21 protein-coding genes are annotated in these 20,979 nt (G+C 67.2%); 5 read left to right on the top strand and 16 right to left on the bottom strand.

The features are described from left to right. Positions 1–13: 13 nt before the first annotated feature. Positions 14–1,156 (bottom strand): CaiB/BaiF CoA-transferase family protein, encoded by a 1,143-nt coding sequence (locus FKO37_RS15690; RefSeq protein WP_238604808.1) that lies wholly within the window; start codon positions 1,154–1,156, stop codon positions 14–16. Between the two features lie 174 nt (positions 1,157–1,330). Between FKO37_RS15690 and FKO37_RS15685 the strand changes: the two genes are divergently transcribed. Both FKO37_RS15685 and FKO37_RS15680 read left to right on the top strand, forming a co-directional pair. Further along, positions 1,331–2,677, top strand: coding sequence for an MFS transporter (locus tag FKO37_RS15685; RefSeq protein WP_238604807.1), 1,347 nt, complete (start codon positions 1,331–1,333; stop codon positions 2,675–2,677). Further along, on the top strand, positions 2,677–3,450 hold the full coding sequence (locus FKO37_RS15680) for an enoyl-CoA hydratase/isomerase family protein (protein WP_238604806.1): 774 nt from the start codon (positions 2,677–2,679) through the stop codon (positions 3,448–3,450). The genes FKO37_RS15685 and FKO37_RS15680 overlap by 1 nt, the downstream gene beginning before the upstream one ends. A gap of 181 nt (positions 3,451–3,631) precedes the next feature. On the opposite strand, the gene FKO37_RS15675 is transcribed toward FKO37_RS15680, so the two are convergent. Both FKO37_RS15675 and FKO37_RS15670 read right to left on the bottom strand, forming a co-directional pair. Further along, positions 3,632–4,534 (bottom strand): S9 family peptidase, encoded by a 903-nt coding sequence (locus FKO37_RS15675; RefSeq protein WP_238604805.1) that lies wholly within the window; start codon positions 4,532–4,534, stop codon positions 3,632–3,634. Between the two features lie 128 nt (positions 4,535–4,662). Further along, positions 4,663–5,604: an alpha/beta hydrolase gene (locus tag FKO37_RS15670; RefSeq protein ID WP_238604804.1), complete on the bottom strand. Its 942-nt coding sequence runs from the start codon at positions 5,602–5,604 to the stop codon at positions 4,663–4,665. 162 nt (positions 5,605–5,766) lie between these two features. On the opposite strand from FKO37_RS15670, the gene FKO37_RS15665 reads away from it, so the two are divergent. Both FKO37_RS15665 and FKO37_RS15660 read left to right on the top strand, forming a co-directional pair. Next, positions 5,767–6,711, top strand: coding sequence for a helix-turn-helix domain-containing protein (locus FKO37_RS15665; RefSeq protein WP_238604803.1), 945 nt, complete (start codon positions 5,767–5,769; stop codon positions 6,709–6,711). Positions 6,712–6,831: 120 nt separating this feature from the next. Beyond that, entirely contained in the window at positions 6,832–7,734 is a 903-nt protein-coding gene (locus tag FKO37_RS15660) for a helix-turn-helix transcriptional regulator (protein WP_238604802.1), read from the top strand. 3 nt (positions 7,735–7,737) lie between these two features. Here the strand turns inward: FKO37_RS15660 and FKO37_RS47155 are convergent, their stop codons facing one another. From FKO37_RS47155 to FKO37_RS15605, 12 genes are all read right to left on the bottom strand, one after another. Next, positions 7,738–7,860 (bottom strand): hypothetical protein, encoded by a 123-nt coding sequence (locus tag FKO37_RS47155; RefSeq protein ID WP_255806986.1) that lies wholly within the window; start codon positions 7,858–7,860, stop codon positions 7,738–7,740. Between the two features lie 313 nt (positions 7,861–8,173). Then, a complete protein-coding gene (locus FKO37_RS15655) occupies positions 8,174–8,329 on the bottom strand; it encodes a hypothetical protein (RefSeq protein ID WP_238604801.1) in 156 nt (51 codons plus the stop codon). A gap of 604 nt (positions 8,330–8,933) precedes the next feature. Continuing rightward, entirely contained in the window at positions 8,934–9,200 is a 267-nt protein-coding gene (locus FKO37_RS15650; RefSeq protein WP_238604800.1) for a transposase, read from the bottom strand. 456 nt (positions 9,201–9,656) lie between these two features. Beyond that, positions 9,657–10,898, bottom strand: coding sequence for an MFS transporter (locus FKO37_RS15645; RefSeq protein WP_238604799.1), 1,242 nt, complete (start codon positions 10,896–10,898; stop codon positions 9,657–9,659). Between the two features lie 127 nt (positions 10,899–11,025). Beyond that, positions 11,026–11,505: a hypothetical protein gene (locus FKO37_RS15640; RefSeq protein WP_308196585.1), complete on the bottom strand. Its 480-nt coding sequence runs from the start codon at positions 11,503–11,505 to the stop codon at positions 11,026–11,028. A 203-nt stretch (positions 11,506–11,708) separates the two neighbouring features. Next, the gene (locus FKO37_RS15635) at positions 11,709–12,569 is read right to left on the bottom strand and encodes a hypothetical protein (RefSeq protein WP_238604797.1); all 861 of its coding nucleotides are present in this window, start codon (positions 12,567–12,569) and stop codon (positions 11,709–11,711) included. Between the two features lie 953 nt (positions 12,570–13,522). Continuing rightward, on the bottom strand, positions 13,523–13,867 hold the full coding sequence (locus FKO37_RS15630; protein WP_238604796.1) for an MmcQ/YjbR family DNA-binding protein: 345 nt from the start codon (positions 13,865–13,867) through the stop codon (positions 13,523–13,525). A 502-nt stretch (positions 13,868–14,369) separates the two neighbouring features. Next, a complete protein-coding gene (locus FKO37_RS15625; RefSeq protein WP_238608271.1) occupies positions 14,370–15,860 on the bottom strand; it encodes an NAD(P)/FAD-dependent oxidoreductase in 1,491 nt (496 codons plus the stop codon). A 2-nt stretch (positions 15,861–15,862) separates the two neighbouring features. After that, entirely contained in the window at positions 15,863–16,339 is a 477-nt protein-coding gene (locus FKO37_RS15620) for an FAD-dependent oxidoreductase (RefSeq protein ID WP_134733853.1), read from the bottom strand. Beyond that, positions 16,339–17,262 (bottom strand): ferritin-like domain-containing protein, encoded by a 924-nt coding sequence (locus FKO37_RS15615; RefSeq protein WP_238604795.1) that lies wholly within the window; start codon positions 17,260–17,262, stop codon positions 16,339–16,341. Before FKO37_RS15615 ends, FKO37_RS15620 begins: the two co-directional genes overlap by 1 nt. Continuing rightward, positions 17,259–18,119 (bottom strand): SDR family oxidoreductase, encoded by an 861-nt coding sequence (locus FKO37_RS15610; protein ID WP_238604794.1) that lies wholly within the window; start codon positions 18,117–18,119, stop codon positions 17,259–17,261. Before FKO37_RS15610 ends, FKO37_RS15615 begins: the two co-directional genes overlap by 4 nt. Beyond that, entirely contained in the window at positions 18,116–19,111 is a 996-nt protein-coding gene (locus FKO37_RS15605) for an alpha/beta hydrolase (RefSeq protein ID WP_238604793.1), read from the bottom strand. The genes FKO37_RS15610 and FKO37_RS15605 overlap by 4 nt, the downstream gene beginning before the upstream one ends. A gap of 45 nt (positions 19,112–19,156) precedes the next feature. Here FKO37_RS15605 and FKO37_RS15600 point away from each other — a divergent pair, with 45 nt between their 5' ends. Next, complete coding sequence (locus FKO37_RS15600; protein WP_238604792.1) at positions 19,157–19,795, top strand: TetR/AcrR family transcriptional regulator; 639 nt, start codon at positions 19,157–19,159, stop codon at positions 19,793–19,795. Positions 19,796–19,814: 19 nt separating this feature from the next. Here FKO37_RS15600 and FKO37_RS15595 read toward each other — a convergent pair whose 3' ends face one another. Then, entirely contained in the window at positions 19,815–20,906 is a 1,092-nt protein-coding gene (locus tag FKO37_RS15595; RefSeq protein WP_238604791.1) for a hypothetical protein, read from the bottom strand. Positions 20,907–20,979: the final 73 nt, after the last annotated feature.

Below are 20,979 nucleotides of genomic sequence, written 5' to 3'. Positions count from 1 at the left end.
GGGGTTTCCGAACTCAGCCGAGCAGGGCGGCGGCTTCGGCGGCGGAGAACCCCCAGTCGGCGAGCACCTCGTCCGCGTGCTCCCCCGGCCCGGCCGGCGGCCGCTGGATCGCTCCCGGCGTACGGCTGAACCGCGGTGCCGGAGCGGGCTGCACGACGCCGTCGACCTCGACGAACGTCCCGCGCGCCCGCAGGTGCGGATGCTGCGGAGCCTCGGCCATCGACAGCACCGGCGCGAGGCAGACGTCCTGTCCCTCGGCGAGCGCGCACCATTCGTCGCGCGTCTTCGTCCGGAACACCTCGGCGAAGCGCTTTTTCATCTCCGGCCAGTGCTCCCGGTCGTGCTGACCGGGCAGTTCGTCCTCGGTGAACCCGAGCATCCGGAGGCTGTTGCGCCAGAACCGGGTCTCGTTCGCGGCAAGGCTGATCCAGCCTCCGTCCGCGGTCTCGTACACCTGATACCAGGGCGCGCCGGAATCGAGCCGGTTCGTGCCGCGTTCGTCGGTCCAGTAGCCCGCCGCGCGGAAGCCGTAGAACGCGGTCATCAGCGACGCCGAACCGTCGACCATCGCCGCGTCCACCACCTGCCCCTTGCCGGACGTGCGGCTCTCCAGCAGCGCGGACACGACGCCGAGGGCGAGGTAGAGCGAGCCGCCGCCGAAGTCGCCGACCAGATTCAACGGAATGACCGGCGGACCGCCCGCCTCGCCGATCGAGTGCACGACGCCGGTCAGCGACACGTAGTTGACGTCGTGGCCGGCGGCCTTGGCCAGCGGCCCGTCCTGGCCCCAGCCGGTCATCCGGCCGTACACCAGCGCAGGGTTCGCGGCCAGGCATTCGTCCGGCCCGAGTCCCAGCCGCTCCGCGACGCCCGGCCGGAACCCCTCGACCAGCGCGTCGGCCCGTTCGACCAGTCGCAGCACCGCGGCGACCGACTCCGGGCGTTTGAGATCCAACGGGACGCCGCGGCGGCCGCGGTTCATCAGCTCGAACCGCGGTTCGATCGGCGCGCCGCCGTCATAGCCGGGCGGGCGTTCGATCCGCAGCACCTCGGCCCCGAGATCGGACAGCAGCATGCAGCCGAACGGCGTCGGCCCGACGCCGCCCAGTTCGACGATCCGTACCCCCGCCAGCGGCCCGGAATGCGTGTCTCCCATCCACGGGACGCTACGCGCGCGGGCGGAGGAAACCTATTTCGCAAACCCGAAGCGGTGCTTCGGGAACTCCGAATTGATTGCGCGGGTGAGCCTGCTTACGCTACGGCAACCCCACTCGGGGACTATTCGATCACATTCCCGGTCTGCCCGCACCCATTCGGAGAGGGGCGTTCAATGACGACGCCGAAATCCCCGCCCGCACCGGAATCCGCCGGCCGTGCCAGGTCCGGCCGCCGCGCCGTGGTGGCCAGCATGGTCGGCACCACCGTCGAGTACTACGACTTCCTGGTCTACGGAGTCGCCGCCTCGCTGGTGTTCGGAAAACTGTTCTTCCCGCAGGTCGACCCCGCCGCCGGGGTTCTGCTGTCGCTGTCCACCTTCGCGATCGCGTTCGTGATGCGCCCGATCGGCGCGGCGATCTTCGGCAACCTCGGCGACCGCATCGGCCGCAAGCGCGTGTTGTTCCTGACCATGATGCTGATGGGCGTGGGCACCTTCGCCATCGGCCTGCTGCCGACCTACCGCACGATCGGCATCTTCGCGCCGATCCTGCTCGTGCTCTGCCGGCTGATCCAGGGCCTCGCTCTCGGCGGGGAACAGGCGGGCGGCTTCGTAATGAGCGTGGAAAGCTCAGGCGACAAACGACGCGGCCTGGCCGGCGCGTTCGTCAACTCCGGCGCGGGCTGGGGGCTGCTCCTGGCCAACCTGCTGTTCCTGGTGCTCAATGAACTGCCCGGCGACGCCTTCCTCACCTGGGGCTGGCGCGTCCCGTTCCTGCTGAGCGCGGTACTGGTGCTGGTCGGCCTCTACATCCGGGTCAAGCTCGACGAAAGCCCCGAGTTCGTCCGCGTGGAAAACGCGCAAGCGGTGAAGCGAGTCCCGCTCGCGGACGCGGTCAAGCGCGGCTGGCGCCCGATGATCCTGGTGATGCTGTGCTGCCTCGGCACCCACGTCAATTTCTATGTCGTCACGGTGTATTCGCTCACCTACGGCACGTCCGTGCTGCACCAGCCGAAGACCACGCTGCTGTCGATTCTGCTCATCGTGACCGCGATGTACATGTTCTCGACCCCGCTGTTCGGTCTGCTGACCGACCGGTTCGGCCGCAAGCAGGTGTTCGTCGTGTCCGCGATCGCACTGGTGCTGACGCCGTTCGCGTTCTACCCACTGCTGGGCAGTGGCAGTTACCTGCCGATGGCAGCCGGTTTCGTGCTGCTGTTCATGTCAGTCAGCGCGAACTCCGCCGCGGAGCCGACTTTCTTCGCCCTCGCGTTCCCGCCCTCGATCCGCTACAGCGCGCTCGCCGTGTCGTACGGCCTCGGCGCTGTGCTCGGCGGCTCGTTCGCCCCGCTGATTTCCGCGGCCCTGTTCAAGTCGAGCGGCAGCTGGACAACGGTCGCGATCTACAACGGCGGCGCGGCGCTGATCTCCGTCGTCGCCGGTCTGCTCCTGCGGGAGCTGCCCCGGTCGGTCAAGACGACCGTCGAGGCTCGGTCCGGTTCCGCGGAACCGGCCGTCTGATGGTCGCCGTCACGCGAGCCGGAGCGGTCGGATTGCTGGAGCTGAACCGGCCAGGGAAGTTCAACGCCTTGCGCCGCAAGGATTTCCTCGAGCTGGCCGACGGGATGGACGCATTCGAACGGCCGGGATCCGGCGTGCGAGCCGTCCTGCTGCACGCGGACGGCGACCACTTCTGCACCGGCGGCGACCTCGCCGAAGCCAAGTCGATGCTCGGCGATTCCGCCGAGCTGGACGGATTCCTTCGGCTCGTGCACGCCACGCTGGCCCGGCTGTCCGGCAGTCCGCTCCCGGTCGTGGCCGCCTGCCAGGGCATGGCCCTGGCAGGCGGCCTGGAGCTGCTCCTCTGCTGCGATGTGGTCTTCGCCGCGGACAACGCCCGGTTCGGCGACCAGCACGTGCAATACGGGCTGGTCCCGGCCTGGGGCGCGACCCAGCGGCTGCCCCGCGTCGTCGGGCCGAACCGCGCACTGGACCTGATGTATTCCGGACGCCGCATCGACGCCCCGACCGCGCTGCAGTGGGGCCTCGCAAGTTATGTCGTGCCTGTCGCCGAACTGGCCGCCGCCGCGCTCGAGTACTGCGAAACGCTCGCCGAGCGCAGCCGGCCCGCGCTGACCGCGATGAAAAGCCTCTGCCGCGCTTCCTCGGAAGAGCCGCTCGAAACCGGGCTACGCCTGGAACGCGAGGCCGTCCTGCGGGCGATGGCCGGACCCGACCCAGCCGAGGGCATCGCGGCCTTCACCGAGCGGCGGCCGCCCCGGTTCATCGGATGACCCCTGCCCTCTGTCAGGCAACGGCACGGGGGGGCGATGCGCAGGTGGCCGCAGTGGACAGTCGCACGCCATTCGCGTCAGTTCGGGCCGATACCCGATCCATCGGAGCGCTGGCCGGACAGTGTCCGGCCAGCTTCGGGGTTGATCTCCGGGGCGCGCCAGGGCAGCAGTTCCAGGCGAGTCAAGCGAGGTGTGAGGTGAACCAGTCCACCATCTGCCCGGGGTTCTCGGCGAAGTAGTTGTAACCGTCGAAACGGCGGGTGGTTCCCTCGATCCAGTGCAGCTTCTTGTCCTTCGCGCCGAGGTTGTCGTAAATGCCTTGAACGTCCTCGGGCCGGGTGCTGGAGTCGTGGTGGACCTGGGCGATGAGCGTCGGCACGGTGACGTCTTTCGCATGATTCAGCGGGGACAGCTCGTCCAGGTCGAAGCCGGTGAGGTTCTTCAGCTCCACCTCCAGCAGGCCGATCCCGCCGGGCACCTGAGCCAGTGCGGTTTCCGCGAGAGCGCGGAGCGACACGGGTTGAACGGCGACGAAAGCCGGAATACCGTCGAACACCTCGGGGTGCTTGGACATCGCGACGATCGTGGAGTCCGCTCCCAGGCACCGGGAGAGGAGGGCAATGCGCGAAGTGCCGATGCCCATGCGCTCACGGCCGTAGCGCACCGATCCGATCACGTCGCGGTATTCGAACAGGCCGATGCCGACGAGGCCGCCGTTGGCCGCGCCGCTACGGCCGTGGTTGCGCAGGTCATACGCCAGAACGTTGTAGCCGGCGTCGTGGAGGTTCTTGCAGTCCGGCAGGAAGTTGACCTCGAAGTCCGCGAAGGGAGTGGCGTAGGCGGGAAGGTGCCCGGGGTAGCCGTAGCGGTTGCAGGGCATGGGGTGGTTGGCGATGACGAGCTTGTCGGAGTCGGCCGGGATGAACCAGCCTTCGAGCGGCGTGCCGTCCTGCGAAGGGAAGCTGACATCTTCGTAGGCGAGGCCGTACTCGTCAGGACGACGCAGCACCGGGACGCGCCGGGTGTAGGCGAACCCCTGCGCCAGCGCGGAAGCGATCGCCTCAGGAGAAGTGGCGGTGGTCATCAGTGAACTCCAGACGGCTTAACAGGATGAGGGACGCGTCGACCGCACGGCATGCGCAGAACGGCCCCTCCGACAGGACGAAGGGGCCGTTTGCCGAAACGGCCGGCCCGTTGGCGGGGCCGGACCGCTCAGAGGTGCTTCCGGTAGAAGGGGATGAGTGCCTCCAGAGCAGGCCCGACGGCCTCGGGCTTGTCGTAGAGGTCGTAGTGGGAGACGTCCGGGATGATCAGGAGCTGCTTGTCCTTCGAGGCGGCGAGGTCGAAGACGGTGTGCCCGTCCCGGTAGGCGCCGAATTCCCCCGGCTTGTTGCCGACGACCAGCAGCAGCGGCTGAGTGAGCAGCTTGTCCGCGAGGTGGTAGGCGTCGAAGCCGATCGTGGGCGCCAGGGACGAGAACAGCCACAGGTTCGTCGCGTGCGGGTGGGCTCCACGCGGCGTCTTGTAGTACTCGGTGGCCTCCGCGACGTCGATGTGCATCGGCGGCACGAGACCCAGTTCATTGGCCTTCTCGACCGACGGCGGCAGCGAGCTGTCGCGTCGCTGTTCGCCGCCGCGGGCTTCCGCGGTGCGCTGCTTCGCGACCGCTTCCAGTGTCGTGATGGCCGCGTCCGGGGACATGTCGCCCTCGCGCATCAGGCGGCCCAGGTTGACGCCGGTCACGGTCGCGACCGCCTTGAACCGGCGCTCGGTCATCGCGGCGGACCAGGTGTAGCCGCCGCCGGCGCACATGCCGAACACCCCGATGCGGTCCTCGTCCACGTAGTCGAGGGTGACCAGGTAGTCGGCAGCGCAGCGGAAGTCCTCCACCCGCACAGTCGCGTCTTCGAGCTGGCGTGGCTCGCCGCCGCTGCCGGCCTGGTAGCCCGCGTCGAAGGCGAGTACGACGAAGCCCGCTTCGGCGAAGGCCTTGCCGTAGACCGAGCCGGAGGTCTGCTCCTTGCAGCTCCCGACCGGGTGGGCGCTGACGATGGCCGGGTACTTCTGCGCCGGGTCGAACCCGGGCGGGAAGTGGATGTCCGCGGCGACGTCCACGTTCTTGTTCTTGAAAGTGACGGTTTCGATGTTTTCCACGACTGACGCCTCCTGGAAGTGCATTCGATTCCGCAGCCAGAGGGCTGGAACGTTTGCTCAATCCGGACTGTCTCATCTGAGCGGCGATCGTGCGGGGCATCTGAGGGGCAGAGATCTCTACCCCCTTCCCGGAACCTGACCGCGAGAGAAACGGGATACCTCATGCGCACGAACCAGCACGCCAGGGACAACGCGCTCGGCGACTTCCTCCGGGCCCGACGGGCTGACATTTCCCCCGATCAGGTGGGATTTTTGAACACCGGACACCCGCGCCGCGTCGCTGGTCTGCGACGGGCGGAAGTCGCGAAGCTCGCGTCGATCAGCACCGAGTACTACACCCGGATCGAACAAGGCCGGCTCCCGCCGTCCACCGGCGTGCTCGGCTGCATCGCCGACGCACTCCGGCTGGACGCCGACCAGGTGCATTACCTCCACCAGCTCGCTGACCGAAGCACCAACTCCCCCACGGTCGGCGAGTTACAGCCGCAAAGCGTGCATCCGCAGACACTGCGCCTCGTGCGCAGCATGAACGACGCCCCGGCCCTGGTGCTCGGGCGGCATATGAACATCCTGGCGTGGAATCCACTGGCCGCCGCCCTGTACACAGACTTCGGGGCGCTCCCCGCAGCTGAGCGCAATCTGCTGAGACTCACGTTCCTCCACCCAGGAGTCCGCGCGCTCTACACCGACCAGGACTGGGAGGAGAATTCGCGTCTGTGCGTCGCTTTCGCCCGCATGGACGCCGCCTCCTCGCCGGCCGACCCCGAACTCGACCGCCTGGTCGAGGACTTGTGCGCCGGGAACGACGACTTCCGCCGCCTGTGGGCATCCCATCAGGTCGCGCTCAAGACGTTCGGCACCAAGCGCTACCAGCACCCGGTCGCCGGAGAGCTGATCATGGACTGGCAGATGCTCACCTGCCCCCACGACCCCGAGCAATCCGTCGTGTTCATGTCCGCGGCCCCGGGGTCCGCCACCGAGAACGGGCTGCGCCTCCTCTCCGCCTGGGCCGCGGGTCGGTCGAATCAAGCTGGGACAGAAACACCGCCTCAGCACGAATCGAGGCCTGATTTGCCGCCCCTCGGCGACCCAGGCGGACACTCATGACAGCGGCGCTCTCCGTTGCGCTGCCTGCCCGAGGACGCCCGCTATGCCCTGGCGAAACGCGGATCTGGGGTGGGCTGCTGGCAGATGCCTCCCCACGCCCCCGTTCCTTAAAGTGGAGGAATGGACATTTCGCGACAAGTCAGGGAATTCCTGATGACGCGGCGCGCCAAGGTGACCCCCGAGCAGGCAGGGCTGCCGCCCGGAGGAGGCAAGCGCCGGGTCGACGGGCTGCGCCGCGAGGAGGTCGCCGTGCTCGCCGGCGTGAGCACCGAGTACTACGCCCAGATCGAACGCGGTGACATCGCCCGCGCCTCGGAGGAGATCTTGCACGCCATCGCCACCGCCCTGCAGCTCGACGAGGTCGAACGGCAACATCTGCTGGATCTCTCCCGCGCCGCGGGCCCCCGCTCGCGCCGCCCCGCGCCGGCAGGCAAGATCCACGCCAATGTGCGGCAGCTGATGGACGCGATGCCGGGACTGCCCGCGTCGATCCACAACGGACGCCTCGATCTCCTCGCGACGAACTCATTGGGCCGGGCTCTGTACTCCGAGATTTACAACCGTCATCGCGGTACGGGACTCCCGAACCTGGCCCGTTACGTATTCCTCGACGAGCACAGCCACGAAACGTTCCCCGAATGGAACGCGGTGGCCGAGGACACCGTGGCGACCCTGCAAGCCGAATCGGCGCGTACGCCTCGGGCGAAGGCCTTCGTCGAACTGATCGGACAGCTCTCCACCGCCAGCCTGGAGTTCCGCACGATGTGGGCTACTCGCAACGTATCCGTTCACCGGCGCGGAAAGAAACGCATCCAGCACCCCGTCGTCGGGGAAATCGTCCTGAACTACGAATCGCTGGAACTGCCCGGCGCCGCCGGTCTTCAGATGGTGACGTTCCTGCCTGAACCGGGCTCGCCTGCCGAAGACGCCTTGCGACTGTTGGGCAGTTGGAATACCCCCTCGCCGGATGCGCGCGACGCCGATGCGGCAGTCGGGATCCAGACTCGCACCGAGAGTGATTAGAGATCAGAGCACAGCGACGAGGCTCTCGGTGCTGGCGGGCCAGCCAACAGCCGAGCTGCTCACCCGCACGTTGCCGGGATCGTCGGCGACATCCCCGGAGGGTTCGGCGTATATCGCGATAGCCATGAGATCGTCCGCCGTGCCCGCACGGACAAGGAGGAACCCGCCGTGGTCAAGGGATAGTCGTACTACGACCTGCACGAAGGGGACGAGCCCGTCGTCCATGGTCTGGCCCGCCGGTCAAGCCGCCTTCGAGCCGGGGACCGCATTCGCGGCGGAATCTCGGTCAGCGCTCCCAGAAGCCCTGCTTCTCCAGCAATGCCACCGCGCGCTCACCGCCGTCGGAGAAGTGCTTCTCCACGATCGACCGAGCACACGCCGCCGACCGGGCGCTCAGCGCGTTCAGGATCCGGCGCTGGTCGTCCGCAGCTTTATCCGGTCAGTCGGCGTGCGCCTCGTAGAAACCGTGCGACACCGTCTTCGACAGCATGCCCAGCAGCGAGATCAGCCGCCGGGAGTCGGTGACGCAGTTGATCCTGCGGCGGAACTCGCAGTTGAGCCGCTCCTCCGCCGCCGGGTGCGGTTCGGCAGCCACCGGCATCCTTCCGAATCAGGACAAACTTCGCAGAGAACGTCGCTTCGTGTCTGGCCCGATCGACCTTGTTCGACTCGGCTCACCGCCGAGACGACAGCATCACGCCGAACCGCCGACCCCGTCACGACATCCCCAAGGCGCGGTGCCAGACCCGGACCGGACCAAGCGACACAACCTGGCATTTGCGAGCCCGAGACCTCCACCGCACGACGACACCGGCCAACACACCACGCCCCGCGACCACACGAAAAGGTCTTGCCTGACATCACTCGACACCACCCGACAGGTCCGGCCGTGGACTCTTAACCAGCGGGTTCGGGGTTCGAGTCCCTGATGGCGCACCCCCACTCCCCAGGTCTTGAGGTTCATCGACCTGGGGATTTTGGTTTTCTGGACGTTTTTCTTCCGGTTCCGAACTGTCCATTGTGGTCATTGGCGAGCCCGAGGTGAGCCCGAGACTTCGCGCCGACTGCCGCCGGATGATCGCCGCCGTCGCTTCCGCCGCCGCGAACGCGACCTGAGGCGGGACCGTGGTGTAGGTGTCGGAGGTGACGGTGATCGAGGAATGCCGCAGCATCCTGTGAGTGCCGAGAACTGTGTCACGTCATGTGACCTGCTGATATTCATGGATCAGTCCGCCGAGCCGATCACGACGCCGAACCCGCCCCGAACCGGTCATGCGGCCGGGTACCAAGACTTGGTCGGGCGGCCGTTGATGCAAGGAGCGATGGGGTCGATGGTGGTTGAAGTAATCGACATACTCGGCCAGCACTTGCTCCAGATGAAGGTGCCGTCGTGGCAGGAGATGACCGCAGGCGTATAGATCGATGCCGGGGAAGATCGTCTCGACGAAGAACGCGATGCCGTCCATGGTGGACAGCGGGCCGACCACCTTGCCCGTAGGTGTCCATTAGCCAGGGCATGAGGATGTCCATCGCGGACCTGCGGATCATGTCCGACAGTGCGCCGACCGCGAACAGCGCTCCCATCCGCCTGAGCCGACCGCGTCCCGCCGCTCCGCGACCAACGTCAGCGCAGGCATCCCCAAACGAGAACTGCCCCAGGACTAGCGCCCCAGACGGATTCCCGTCCGGAGTGAGCACGCCAGGCAGTTCGTCGGGCCGGCTGTTCGTGTTGAGCGGGCGCACGGGCTCGTGGCGGGGGAACGTGATCCGGCCGCGGCCAGGCCTCGCAGGCTCATACGCGCGCAACGTCGCGATGCCGCTGCCGAAAACCGACATGCGCCGCCGACATTTCAACCGCGAGTGTCGTGGCTAGCACCATCGTCCGCTGTCCTTGTTCAGACGATGCCCTTGCGGACAGACCATCAAGAACGCACAGCTCGGCCAGCCGGTCGGGCGATCCTGCGGACGGGCCGGCTGAAGAGTCCCGCCGCGGCGCACATAAGCAGCGCGGCCGTACACACGAGGGTCCCGGCTTGAGGTCCGAGCGCATGGGCAACCGAGCCGATGATGTTGTTGGTCGCCAACAGGGTCACACTCTGGATCACCGAGAGGATTGCCTGTACACGAGCGAGATGAGTATCAGGAGCGGCGCTGAGGAGCAGCGGGCTGAGGTGGCTGACGAACATGCCGCTCGCCGCGCCGACGCCTAACGCGCCCGTGATGGCCATTGGCAGCGCTGGCGCGAGGCCAACCGCCAGTTCGCCCACGGCGACCACCGCCAGCGCGAGCGCGGCAACAATGCCGGGGCGGGCGAAGATCCCGCGGCGACTGATGATCAGGGTTACGACGATCGTGCCCATGCTCTGGGCTCCGACCACAAACCCCGCACCGGTCGAACCCCATCCGTGCTCTCGCGCCAGCAGCGGGATCAGCAAAGTTGCAAAAGGCAGCACGAATCCCGCCGCGCCCGCGACGAGCAACAGGACGGGTCCCAGTCCGGAGGTCCTGACCGCGACCTGGATCCCTTCCCACACCTCGCGCAGGATGTGCTTGCGCTGCGCGGGCGACGGCGGGGTGAACGGCGGACGCACCATAACCAGCACGACCAGCACCACGGCGAAGGTAATCGCGTCAGCCCATGCCGCTGCGGAGAGCCCGGCGAATGCCACCAAGGCACCACCGATAGGAGCACCGACCAGACTAATCACCTGCGTTCCGCTCTGACGAAGCGCGACTGCCCGCGGGAGCAATTCGGGCTCGACGAGCCGGCGGGGCATCGATCCGGACGAGGGCAGGTAGAAGGCGTCGTTTGTGCCGACTATGAGGGCAGCTATCACGAGAATGGCCAACGGTGCCCCAGCTGCCCCCGACACGACAGCCAGTGTTACGGCGACAACCAGCATCACGGCATCACCGACGATCATGACCTGTCGGGCACCGAGCCGATCGCCGACGGCGCCGCCGAACAAGAGCAGAATCGTCCGCGGCAGCGCGACCGCCGACAGAATCCAACCGGACGCCAGGCCGCCGTGAGCCGAGGCCGCCCACCCCAATGCGAAGTACAAAGCGGCGTCGCCGAGTTGCGACACCAGAGCACCGCCCAGCCAGACGTGAAAAATGCGGGGAAGCACGGCTTTCTCCGCTGTACTGGACGATGCTGTCACCACGAATCTCCCCCAGTGGTGCACGTGCGCGATGGGCATTCCGGCCGTCGGAAGCCATCCACAGCGTGCTCGACCTCGGCTGCAAATACCAAGAGCCACCAATCATATCCACGGCGTGCGGACAGCATTACAGCGAAAGGGGGCCCGGGTCCGCCGGGAGCCCAACCGGGACTGTGATGCTTGGTCTGCCTTCGACGTTGGCAGGGATCGTGAACGGCGCGAACTCAGCTTGCGCTGCTACAGCAGCCACCGGGTCGGAACGCCGCAGCTCACCGATCGCCAGTTTCGGACGCGAACAGCCGGGACCGAGCTCGACATCCACTCGGTTGTGGGCAGCGTCCAGCAACGCGACCTCGCCTGATAGGTCGGCCGGCACCACAGCGGCTCCGAGCCGCCGCAGTAGCCTGGTCACCTCCTGCAGATCGTTCTCGCGTCCGACAGGGACCGGCAGTTGCGCGACATATGCGACCCAGGCCGTGAAATAAGCGGCGGTCGCTTCTTCACTCAACCGAATGTCGGTTTCGACCAGTTCACGCCCGGCCCTCTCGAGCGCGTCGGCTGCGGCATGCACGGCAGCGCGGATCCGGGGATCGACCGACGCGAGTATCGCGTGAGCACACGCCCACGCTCTGGCGCTTCTGTTGCGGCTCAGGGCGAAGGTATCCGAACGCCGCCGCGGCTATACGGGCATCAGCATGTCACGGAGAAGTATTCGGAACATCCCACCCGGCTCACTCCGCTACGACCCGACGTCAGGCCGACGGTTGAGCATTTGGCTGAGGACGCCGACCTAGAGTGTTGGCCTATAAACTAGGACCCTGGGCTTTCCCAATGCGCCCTGTTCACCCCGTCCGAGTCCGGCATCACGGCGCACCAATCGCCTATCAATCTGTCCGCCAGCATGAGAGAGAAACCCTCACCCGTAACCTCAGAGAGCGTATCGGCACCACCGGGGTAGGCCCGATAGCGCAGCTCACCGGGCAGCAGTGGGGCTGCGAAGGCCGTGAAGTCGTCCTCCAATAGCTCATTCCGAGGTTGCAATGCCGGATCGCTTATCACGCAAACCAGTGAACGTGGTCGCATGAGCCGGGCCACCTCGGCTGCGTTCTCCCGACTTACGCGGAACCATCGGCACCCGGAGGTACCGTACGCCCAGCGCTCACACACTAAGGTGAGGCGTTCGGATATCTTCGCCACCGTCTCCCAAAAACTCTCGTCCGCGACGGCACCAACAGGATTCGAGATCGCGGTGGGCTCAGGAGCTGCGTCGCGCCACTGGAGAATCGCGTCCTGGGAACGGAGTCTCGCGAGATCGGCGGCCACCGCTCGCGTCAGGTAGAGGTGTACAGCCCCGTCCCATCCCGACTCGATCTGAAGCCGCTCCGGGATGGAAAGCTGGCAATACGGCCCGCGCCCCGCTGCCATTCCCTCGACAAGGTCAATCGCCTGCGGGAACTGGACCTCCGCGCCGTTGCGAAGGCCGCGGTGCCTGTCAGGAAGGGGGTCATTCACCAGTAGCTCGCCGACCTCTAGAAAGTCAATGCCGCTCTTCGCGATCACCGCAGTGAGCACCTGGCGCAGTGCTGCCGCATACGAACTCCAGGCATCTGCGTCTGCCAACTCCTCTCTCACTCGCTCACTGCGAGGGCTGATGATCAACTCCTTGCTCATTTCGCCAGCCATGTCAGCCCTCACAGCTCTCCATCAGGCCCGATGTCCAGTCCGCAGGTTCCATCTCGAGCTGAGTCCTTAGTCGGCTGGAAGGGATTTCGGAAATTCGCACCCTTGAAAACGGCATCCATGTTCTCCCAGATCGCTGTATTACCTGCGGACACCTGCTCGGTCTTCGTGTATCCCAAGTACTTTGGTCCGACAGGCGCTCGGCGCGGCAGATCGGACGTCCCCACCACGTTGCCTCGACCAGAACCCGCCGGGTGGTGACGGTGTAGCGGCCGCGCGTGAGAGTCGCCTTCGTCCACTGCCGATCGGCCAGCGTCAAGGTCAACGTCGTAAGGCCCGCCTGGATGGCGACACCCCAACGCCAGGCAAACCCGAGCACCGCGAGTCCGGTCACGTATCCGAGCAACAACACCCACGGCCACCGGGGCCGCTTCCGGAACGGGGAATGGCCGGTCCACAGGACCGTTTCGCCGGGTTCCAGCTCCTCTGGTCTTCGTCCTCCCATACTGAATGCATACCCCGTCGGCACTCCCCTGACTCGTGACTTCCTCGCCCCCCGCGAAGGAGTCGTCGCATAGGCTCAAGCAACGCCACCTTGCTCAGAATGCTTCCATGAAACGCGATAATTTGCACCTCAATATCGATGCAAAACGTATTTGTTTCCTTTTCCAGCCGAGGTTTCCGCAGTTTTCGAAGACGTCCAGGAGCCGCTGCGCTCGTGATCGACCAGTCGGCACGATCAGCATGACGCATCGCGGTCCAGGTTCGAGCGGCTGTCGTCCGCGAGCGGGGTTCCGGCTCAGTCACGATCACGGTGCCGCCCGACGCTTCTGCCTCGGGCGTGCCGGGATACTTCGGCTTTCCGCCCGCGGCCGGACGAGGCACTGATCAGGGTCGAGGTCACGCAGCCGCGGCGGTGCGCGCCAGGCAGTGGCCGTCTCGGTTCAGCCCGCGTCCAGATACGCCGCCGCCACCTTCTTGGGTACGCACATCATCCAAGCGTTGACCACCAGCTCGGCGAGTTCGTCAGCGTCGAGTTCGCTCAGCACCGCATGGACCCAATTGAAGCGCAGGTCCGACTCACGGGGAAGTTGGAACTTGTGCGGCTCGGCAGCGACGAGCCCGGCACGATGCTCCTTCGGATACGCGAACCCCATCGTCGATTCGTCCGGTGACAACGCGAGGTAGACGCGCCGTCCGACGCGGAATTTCACCTGGTCTCGCACGACTCCTTCCTCGCTTCGCGGCAATGACGCGGTGAGCGCGCGGATGTCCTCGGCAGTGACCACTGTTCCTCCTCGCGAGCCCTTTGCGATCGAACCTTGCCGTTATCCGCGTCGTCTCATGACCGGCCGATCAACCGGTCGGCTGTCTGCCGCGGCATTGGCAACACTGAAGTATGGCAGTCGGCGACCATGGCCGGGTGACGCCGCCGAACCCGTGCGTCGGGAAGGTCACCTCATCGATGTTGCCGATTCCGTCGAGTACTCGAGGAGGGCAGCCAGCCGTCGATTGGCCACATTCGAGGAACCGAAGAGAAAGTCGAAGTCATGCATGCGCCCACTATCGAGGGAGCGATCGCGCCGGTCAAGGGCGATTCCGGGAACTTCGGACATACCCAACACGTTCCGCGCGGATGATTTCGCTCGCCAGCTCAGGCACTTGTCCGTGCCTCGGACCATCAACACCCGAATCGAGCAGTTGATCATGCACTGTCAACGTGAAATCCGCATTGCGCAAAGGGTTTTATGCGTTCTTCGCGTCCCGGCCGCGAGACGCGAGCAGCCGCGGTCATCGAGCGGAACTGCTGAATTCGTAGGCCCTCAGGGGGAAGTGGTTGGCGTCCCACATGGTTTCCAATGTGGACGCCGGGCGAAGCGGCGCGTCGCCGTGTTCGTCGAAGTAGTAGCTGTTCGCCGAAGAGCACTGGCCTTGGAAGAAAATCTGCTTGTCGCGTCGTCCGAGCATCGCTTGGAAGTACTCGGCGTTCGCTTCCTGGGTCACCTCGATCCGGGTCGCGTTGCGTTTTCTGGCTGCTTTGAGCAGGCGGATGATGTGCTGGCTCTGGGTTTCGATCAGGGTGAAGTAGGACGATCCGTTGTATCCGTAGGGGCCGAGAATCGAGAAGAAGTTGGGGAAGCCGGGCACGCTGACGCCGTGGTAGGCCTGGAAGCGGTTCTCGGTCCAGAACGTCTCCAGGTCGGTTCCGCCGGAGCCGCGCACCGGGTACGCCGGCATGTTGCCTTTCTCGAAGACCTTGAAGCCGGTGGCCAGGATCAAGACGTCGGCCTCGTGGGTGCGGCCGTCGGTCGTGCGCACGCCGGTCGGGGCGATCGCCTCGATGGAGGTCGTCTCGAGGCGGACGTTCGAGCGGTTGAACGTCTTGAGGTAGCTGTTGGAGAAGCTGGGACGCTTGCACCCCAGGGAGTACGCCGGGGTGAGCTTTCGGCGCACCTCCGGATCCTTGACCGAGCGCTTGAGGTGGAGGCGGCCGAGTTTCTCTCCGAAGCTGGCCGTCGGGACGTAGCCGTGAAAGTGCGCGGCGAGCGGGAACGTGACTTCCACATAGGACTGGCTGATCAACCTGGCGACGGCCTTGCTGCCCGGGACGAGTCCGAGTGCGGTCCGAAGCGGTCCGGCGATGCCGGCGTCCGGCTTGGGCAGGCACCAGATCGGGGTGCGCTGGAAGACGGTGAGGTGCTCGACGTCCGGCGCGATGGACGGGATGATCTGCACCGCCGAGGCACCGGTGCCGATGATCGCGACGCGTTTGCCTGTCAGATCCGCGCCGTGGTCCCAGCGGGCGGTGTGCATGAGCGTGCCCGCGAAGTCGTCGACACCGGGGATGTCGGGCTTCTTGGGTTTCGTGAGCACGCCAGTGGCATTGACGACGTACCGGGCGGTGAGGGTTTCGCCGTCGCCGAGCCGGACGCGCCACAGCGAGGTCGCGTCGTCGTACTCGGCTCCGGCGACTGTCGTGCGCAGGCGGCTGCGGCGGCGGATGTCGTACTTGTCGACGCAGTGCTCGGCGTAGGCCTTCAACTCGGCGCCGGGCGCGTAGACGCGGGACCAGCCGGAGAGCTGCTCGAACGAAAACTGGTAGGAGAACGACGGGATGTCGACGCCGACCCCGGGGTAGGTGTTCCAGTGCCAGGCGCCGCCGAAGCCGTCGCCCTCCTCGAGGACGAGGTAGTCGCCGAACCCGGCGCGGTCGAGCAAGATGGCGGCGCCGATGCCGGACAGTCCGCCCCCGACGATGAGCACCTCGTGGTCGGGACGGATGTTCATGCGGACTCCTTGCTGGCCTGGATCCGCGCGGCGGCGAATCGGGAGGTGGCGCCGACGACGACGGTGTCGACGCGGTACTCGACGCCGTCCGCTGCGCGGACGCCCTGGTCGACGATCGCGTACGCCGGCCAGTGCACCAACCGGGTCCGCGGGTCCTGCAACGCCGCGTAGTAGCTCGGGCTCACCTGGGTGCGGCCGGAGTCGTAAGCGCGGTGCGGGGTGAGCTGGCGCCGGGTCCAGGCATCGCGGACCGCCAGCCGCAGCCAGGTCTTCGCCGCGACCCGGCGCAGTGGCGGGGGCACGCCGACGGGCGTGACCCAGGCGGGACTTTCCTCGAACACGACGACCGAGGAAGCCGTGTGGAGCAGCTCCGGCAGGATCGAAGCGGCCTCGGCACCGGTGGCCAGCAGAGCCACCCGTTCACCGACGTAGGAGTGCTCGAACCAGTCGGTTCCGGTCAGGAGACGGGCCATCAGGCGACCGCCTCGGGAGACAGGCCCTTGACCCAGGACTGGGGCTTGCCCAGGAGCCTCGCCGGCATCTTCCCGGTGAGCTTGACCATCGGGTCGGCCAGGAGCCGGTGGTAGGGGTGCTCGCGGTCGGTGATCATCCCCGCCAGCACGCGGAAGATGTGGTACGTCGGCACGTACCGGGTGTGCTCGCCGCGTCCGCCGATCTTCGCGAACCGGCGGACCGCGTTCATCAGCTTGCGCTCGTCCAGGCCCATCCCCACCACGTTGTCGCGGATCTTGTTGATCAGCGGCACGAACACCACGATCAGCCCGACGAGCACGCGCGGGTCCAGGAGCCCGACTCCCTTGACGAGGTTCTCGACCGGGCCGCGGGCTCCGATCAGGTCGAGGACCTCGAAGTCGGTGGTGATGTGCCGCGCCTCGTCGGAGTTGATGTGCCGGAAAACCTCGTGGCACACCGGGTCCTTGACCTCGTCGGTGAGGAACTTGACGAGCGCTCCGTCAAGCGCGACCTCGAGCATCGGGATCAGCGCCGCCAGACCGGTCAGCGGGAGCTGGTCGCCGTAGGTGTCGAGGACCTTGATCGCGAGCTTGACGTTGATGTTCGGCTCGGGGACGCGGCCGTCCTCGAGCATGCCCCAGCGGCGCATGAGGGCGAGTTCCGCGTTGGCGTGCTTCTGCTCCTCGGCGTGGAAGTAGCGGTAGATCTCGCGGATGGCGGGCGTGGGCGCCTTCTTCGCCAACGCGGCGAAGCCCCGCGCGCCGATGTGCTCGATCCAGACCAGATCGGCCATGAACGGCTTCATCCTGGCCCGCGTCTCGTCCGACATCGTCTCCGCGCCCGGCGCGTCCCAGTCGATGTCGGCCAGCGACCACTGCTTCTCGATGATCTTCGCCAGCATGGCGTCGAAGTCATAGGTCACAGGTCTGCTCCTTCGGGATCCGCTTCGGTGCTGAACGGCGCTACTCGCGCGAGCAAGCCGCCGATCCGTGCGTGCGCGGCCGGGGTGAGGCGCTTGCTGAGCCAGATCGCGCGGGCGTCGAGCTGGGGAACGACGTACAACCGGCCCTTGTCGTGCCCGTCGAGCGTCATCCGGGCGACCTTCTCCGGCGACATCCCGACCACGTCGGCGATGCGAGCCGCGGCGCCCGATGCCGCGCGGTCGATCAGCTCGCCGCTGAAGATGTTCGTCCGCACGAACGTCGGGCAGAGCACCGTCACCCGCACCCCGGTGCCGGCGAGCTCGGCGGCGAGGGTCTCCGACAGGCTCATCACGCCCGCCTTGCTCACGTTGTACGCCGCCATCCTCGGCCCAGCCGCGAACCCCGCGGCCGATGCCACGTTGACGACACCGCCGCGGCCCGCGTTTTTCATCGCGGGCAGGAAGTGGTGACACCCGTGGATGACGCCCCACAGGTTGATTCGCAGCGTGCGTTCCCACTCTTCGAGCGGCGTGTGTCCGACGGTGTGGCCCCCGGCTCCGATGCCTGCGTTGTTGATGACCAGCGTCGGGGCTCCGTCGAACCACTCGATGCAGCGGTCCCGCAGACCCGCGACTTCCTCGGAGCCGGAGACGTCGCACCGTACGGCGAGGCCGATGCTCCCGGCCGCTTCGACGAGAGCAACCGTTTCCTTTGCGCTGGCCTCGTCGATGTCGGAGCAGACGACCCGGGCGCCGCGCTTCGCCAGCTCGATCGCGAACGCGCGCCCGATGCCGCTGCCTGCGCCCGTGACGACGGCTGAAGCGCCCTTCGTCACGGGCCTGGTGAATCCGATCATGCCGTAGCCACCTCCGCGGGGACTGGCCGCGCCGAACCGCGCGGCAGATGGGTGTCGATGAAGTCCGCGATCGCGGCCAGTCCGGCCTCGCTCTCCGGCAGCACGGCGGTCATCGCCTGGAAGACGTGCATCAGCCCCGGCCAGATCCGGTGGTCCACGGTGAAACCCGCTGCCTCGATCCGGCGAGCCAGCTCGGTGGCGTCGGCGGCGAGCATTTCCCGGGAACCTGCGTGCACCAGCGCGGGCGGGAAATGCTCGAGGTCGTCGAAGGCCACGCGCAGCGCATCACTGCGGAGGGCCTCCTCGTCGGCGTACCGGCGCAGGACCCGTCGCGCGACCGCGGCGGCGGCGAACGGGTCGCGCTCGATCCGGTCGCGGACCATGCCGCGGGCGAGGTCGAGCTCCACGACGGGCGAGAGAGCGACGAGCGCGGCGGGGAACGGCCGGCGCGCTCGGACGAGTTCGAGCACCAGCAGCAGGGCCAGATGACCGCCCGCGGAATCGCCGGCGACCACGATGCCGGCGGGGTCGTGGCCCTGCGCGACGAGCCAGTCCCAGGCGGCGCGCACGTCGTCCGACGCGGCGGGATAGGCGTGGGACGGCGCGAGGCGGTAGTCGACCGAGAAGACCGGGAGACCCGTGCGTTCGGCGATTTGCGAGGTGAGACCGCGGTGGGTGCGGCTGGAGCACACGACATACCCGCTGCCGTGGATGTACAGCACGACGCCGTCCGAGCGGTCCGCGGCAGGCGTGCGCACCCACTCGCCGCGCACGACCGGGCCCGCGCCCTCCTCGACCCGCTCGAACGTCGCGCCCCGCACCGGACGGGATCCGAACCGGAGCCCCGCGGCGATGAGCGACCGGCTCACGAGCGTGCCGGCCCGTCCGTTCGGGATGAGCCGGGTCAGCGGCCGCCAGGTCGCGCCGAGCAACCCCATCGCCGCGCGGCTGCGCAGCGAGAGCCCCGGGGCCGGGTAATTCTGAAGGCGCATGCCCTCAGATTGGAGGTTCGCGCCTTCGGCTGTCAAGATCGGGCCATGGCGCGAGTCGAGAAGGGACGGCCCTACGGCGGGAAATCAGCTGACGAGCGGCGTGCGGAGCGCCGGGCCGCACTGCTGCTCGCGGGACGCGAACTGTGGTGCGAAAGCGGCTGGGCTTCGGTGACGATGCGCGGTGTCTGCACCCGCGCCGGCCTCACCGACCGGTACTTCTACGAGTCGTTCACCGGCCGGGACGCACTGCTCGTGGCGGTCGCCGAGAGCGTGCGCGACGAAATCCTGGCCCTCATTCTCGAGGCGGTCCTGCCGCGTCGCGACGCACCGCTGCGCGTACAGCTTCGAGCCGCCCTCGAGGTCGTGGTCAGCCAGATCGCCGACAACTTCGGCACCACCCAGATCTTCTTCGGCGAGCACGGCGGCAGCGACGTCCTCGAGTCGATGCGGCGCGACACCGTGCACGCCGTCGTCGACATGTTCATGACGTACGCCGAACCGAAACTCGCCCCGGACGCGTCCGCCGCCGAATTCCGGGTGGCACTGCTGGTAGGCATCGGCGGCTTCGTCGAAGCGGCGACGGCATGGCGCTCCAAAGCCGTGCCGATGACCGCGCCGGAACTGATCGACGCACTGATGCGGATGGCCGAACGCCTCGCGGTCGGGTTCGTGGATTTGTCCTGAGCGGCGACCGCGCGCCGCCTCAACGGTGCTCGATGCGCCCGAGTTTCGCGTGGCCCAGGATCGGGTAGCCGGGCAATCCGATCGCCACAACGCCTTTCTTCGGCCGGCCTCCTACCCACAGGACCCCGGTCGCCCGCACCGTCGGGACGACGGGGGAATCGCCGATGGACACCGTGCGGGATCCTTCCGGTGAGGTGACCCGGCAGGTGAGTTTCCGGCGACTGCCGCCGTTTCTCAGCGAGTCGGGGACGATCCGCAGTGGCGTCCAGTGGGTTGCCCGAACTGCCCGCGGTGCGCGGATCAGCCACTGGTGCAGGGATGTCGCTGACGTCCAGACCAGAGCGGCGGCCAGATAGAGCCCGAGGAACGTGGCGAGCCCGAGGAGTTCCTCGGATTGCCGGTAGGTGTGCAGCAGCAGGGGCGCGTAGGTGGCGACCAGCCAGGCCGCCAGTGCGAGCTTCGTGATGGCGGCCGCGATTCTCCGGGGCCGGTAGAGCCGGATGATGAGACCGAACTGCTCGTTGTGCGTCGGAGGCGGCACCGGAGTCGATACCGGATGCGCCGAGTTCGGCAGTTCGCGGGCGCGGAGGACGGCCGTGCTCACGGTGCCTGGCACCACAAGCCCTGCCCGGCCCGAAGGTTCGGGGCCTACCACCCAGACATATCCCCTGCTGTTGATCAAACCGTTGACCACTGGCGGGCCGATGCGGAACCACTGGTCGTCGGCCAGCCTCAGGTACAGCGCGCGCTTCGTGGCCCGGAGCATGCTGCCGTCCACGGGCACTTTGCGGAACGGCAGGTCGAGCAATCGTTCCCGCACTTTGTGCGGGGCACGGAAGGCGGCCCGGACGAGCAGCCAGAGCCTGGCAGCCACCAAAGCAGTCGCGACGGCGGGAAGTGCGAGGTAGATCTTCGACCGGGCGAACACGATCAGCGCCACGCCCGCCGCCACGAGGGCGAACAGGAGCACGGCACGTCTGCGCAATTTGCCCCGGTTCCAGCGCAAGCTCGGCGCGAACGACCGGTCCTGACTCGCCGGACGGCCCTCCTCCGGCTCGAGGATTACGACGCGGTCCGCGGGCGGCGTGTCGGCATCGGGGACTGCGCTCATCGGCGGATCCGTCCTGACCAGGCGGCTCCTGATCGGACCCGGGTGAGCAAGAGATTAGTACGCGAGCCGCCAA

Origin of the sequence: Amycolatopsis sp. Poz14 (assembly GCF_006704225.1) — a bacterium.
GTDB lineage: Bacteria > Actinomycetota > Actinomycetes > Mycobacteriales > Pseudonocardiaceae > Amycolatopsis > Amycolatopsis nivea.
This window is presented reverse-complemented; position numbering and strand designations above follow the sequence as displayed.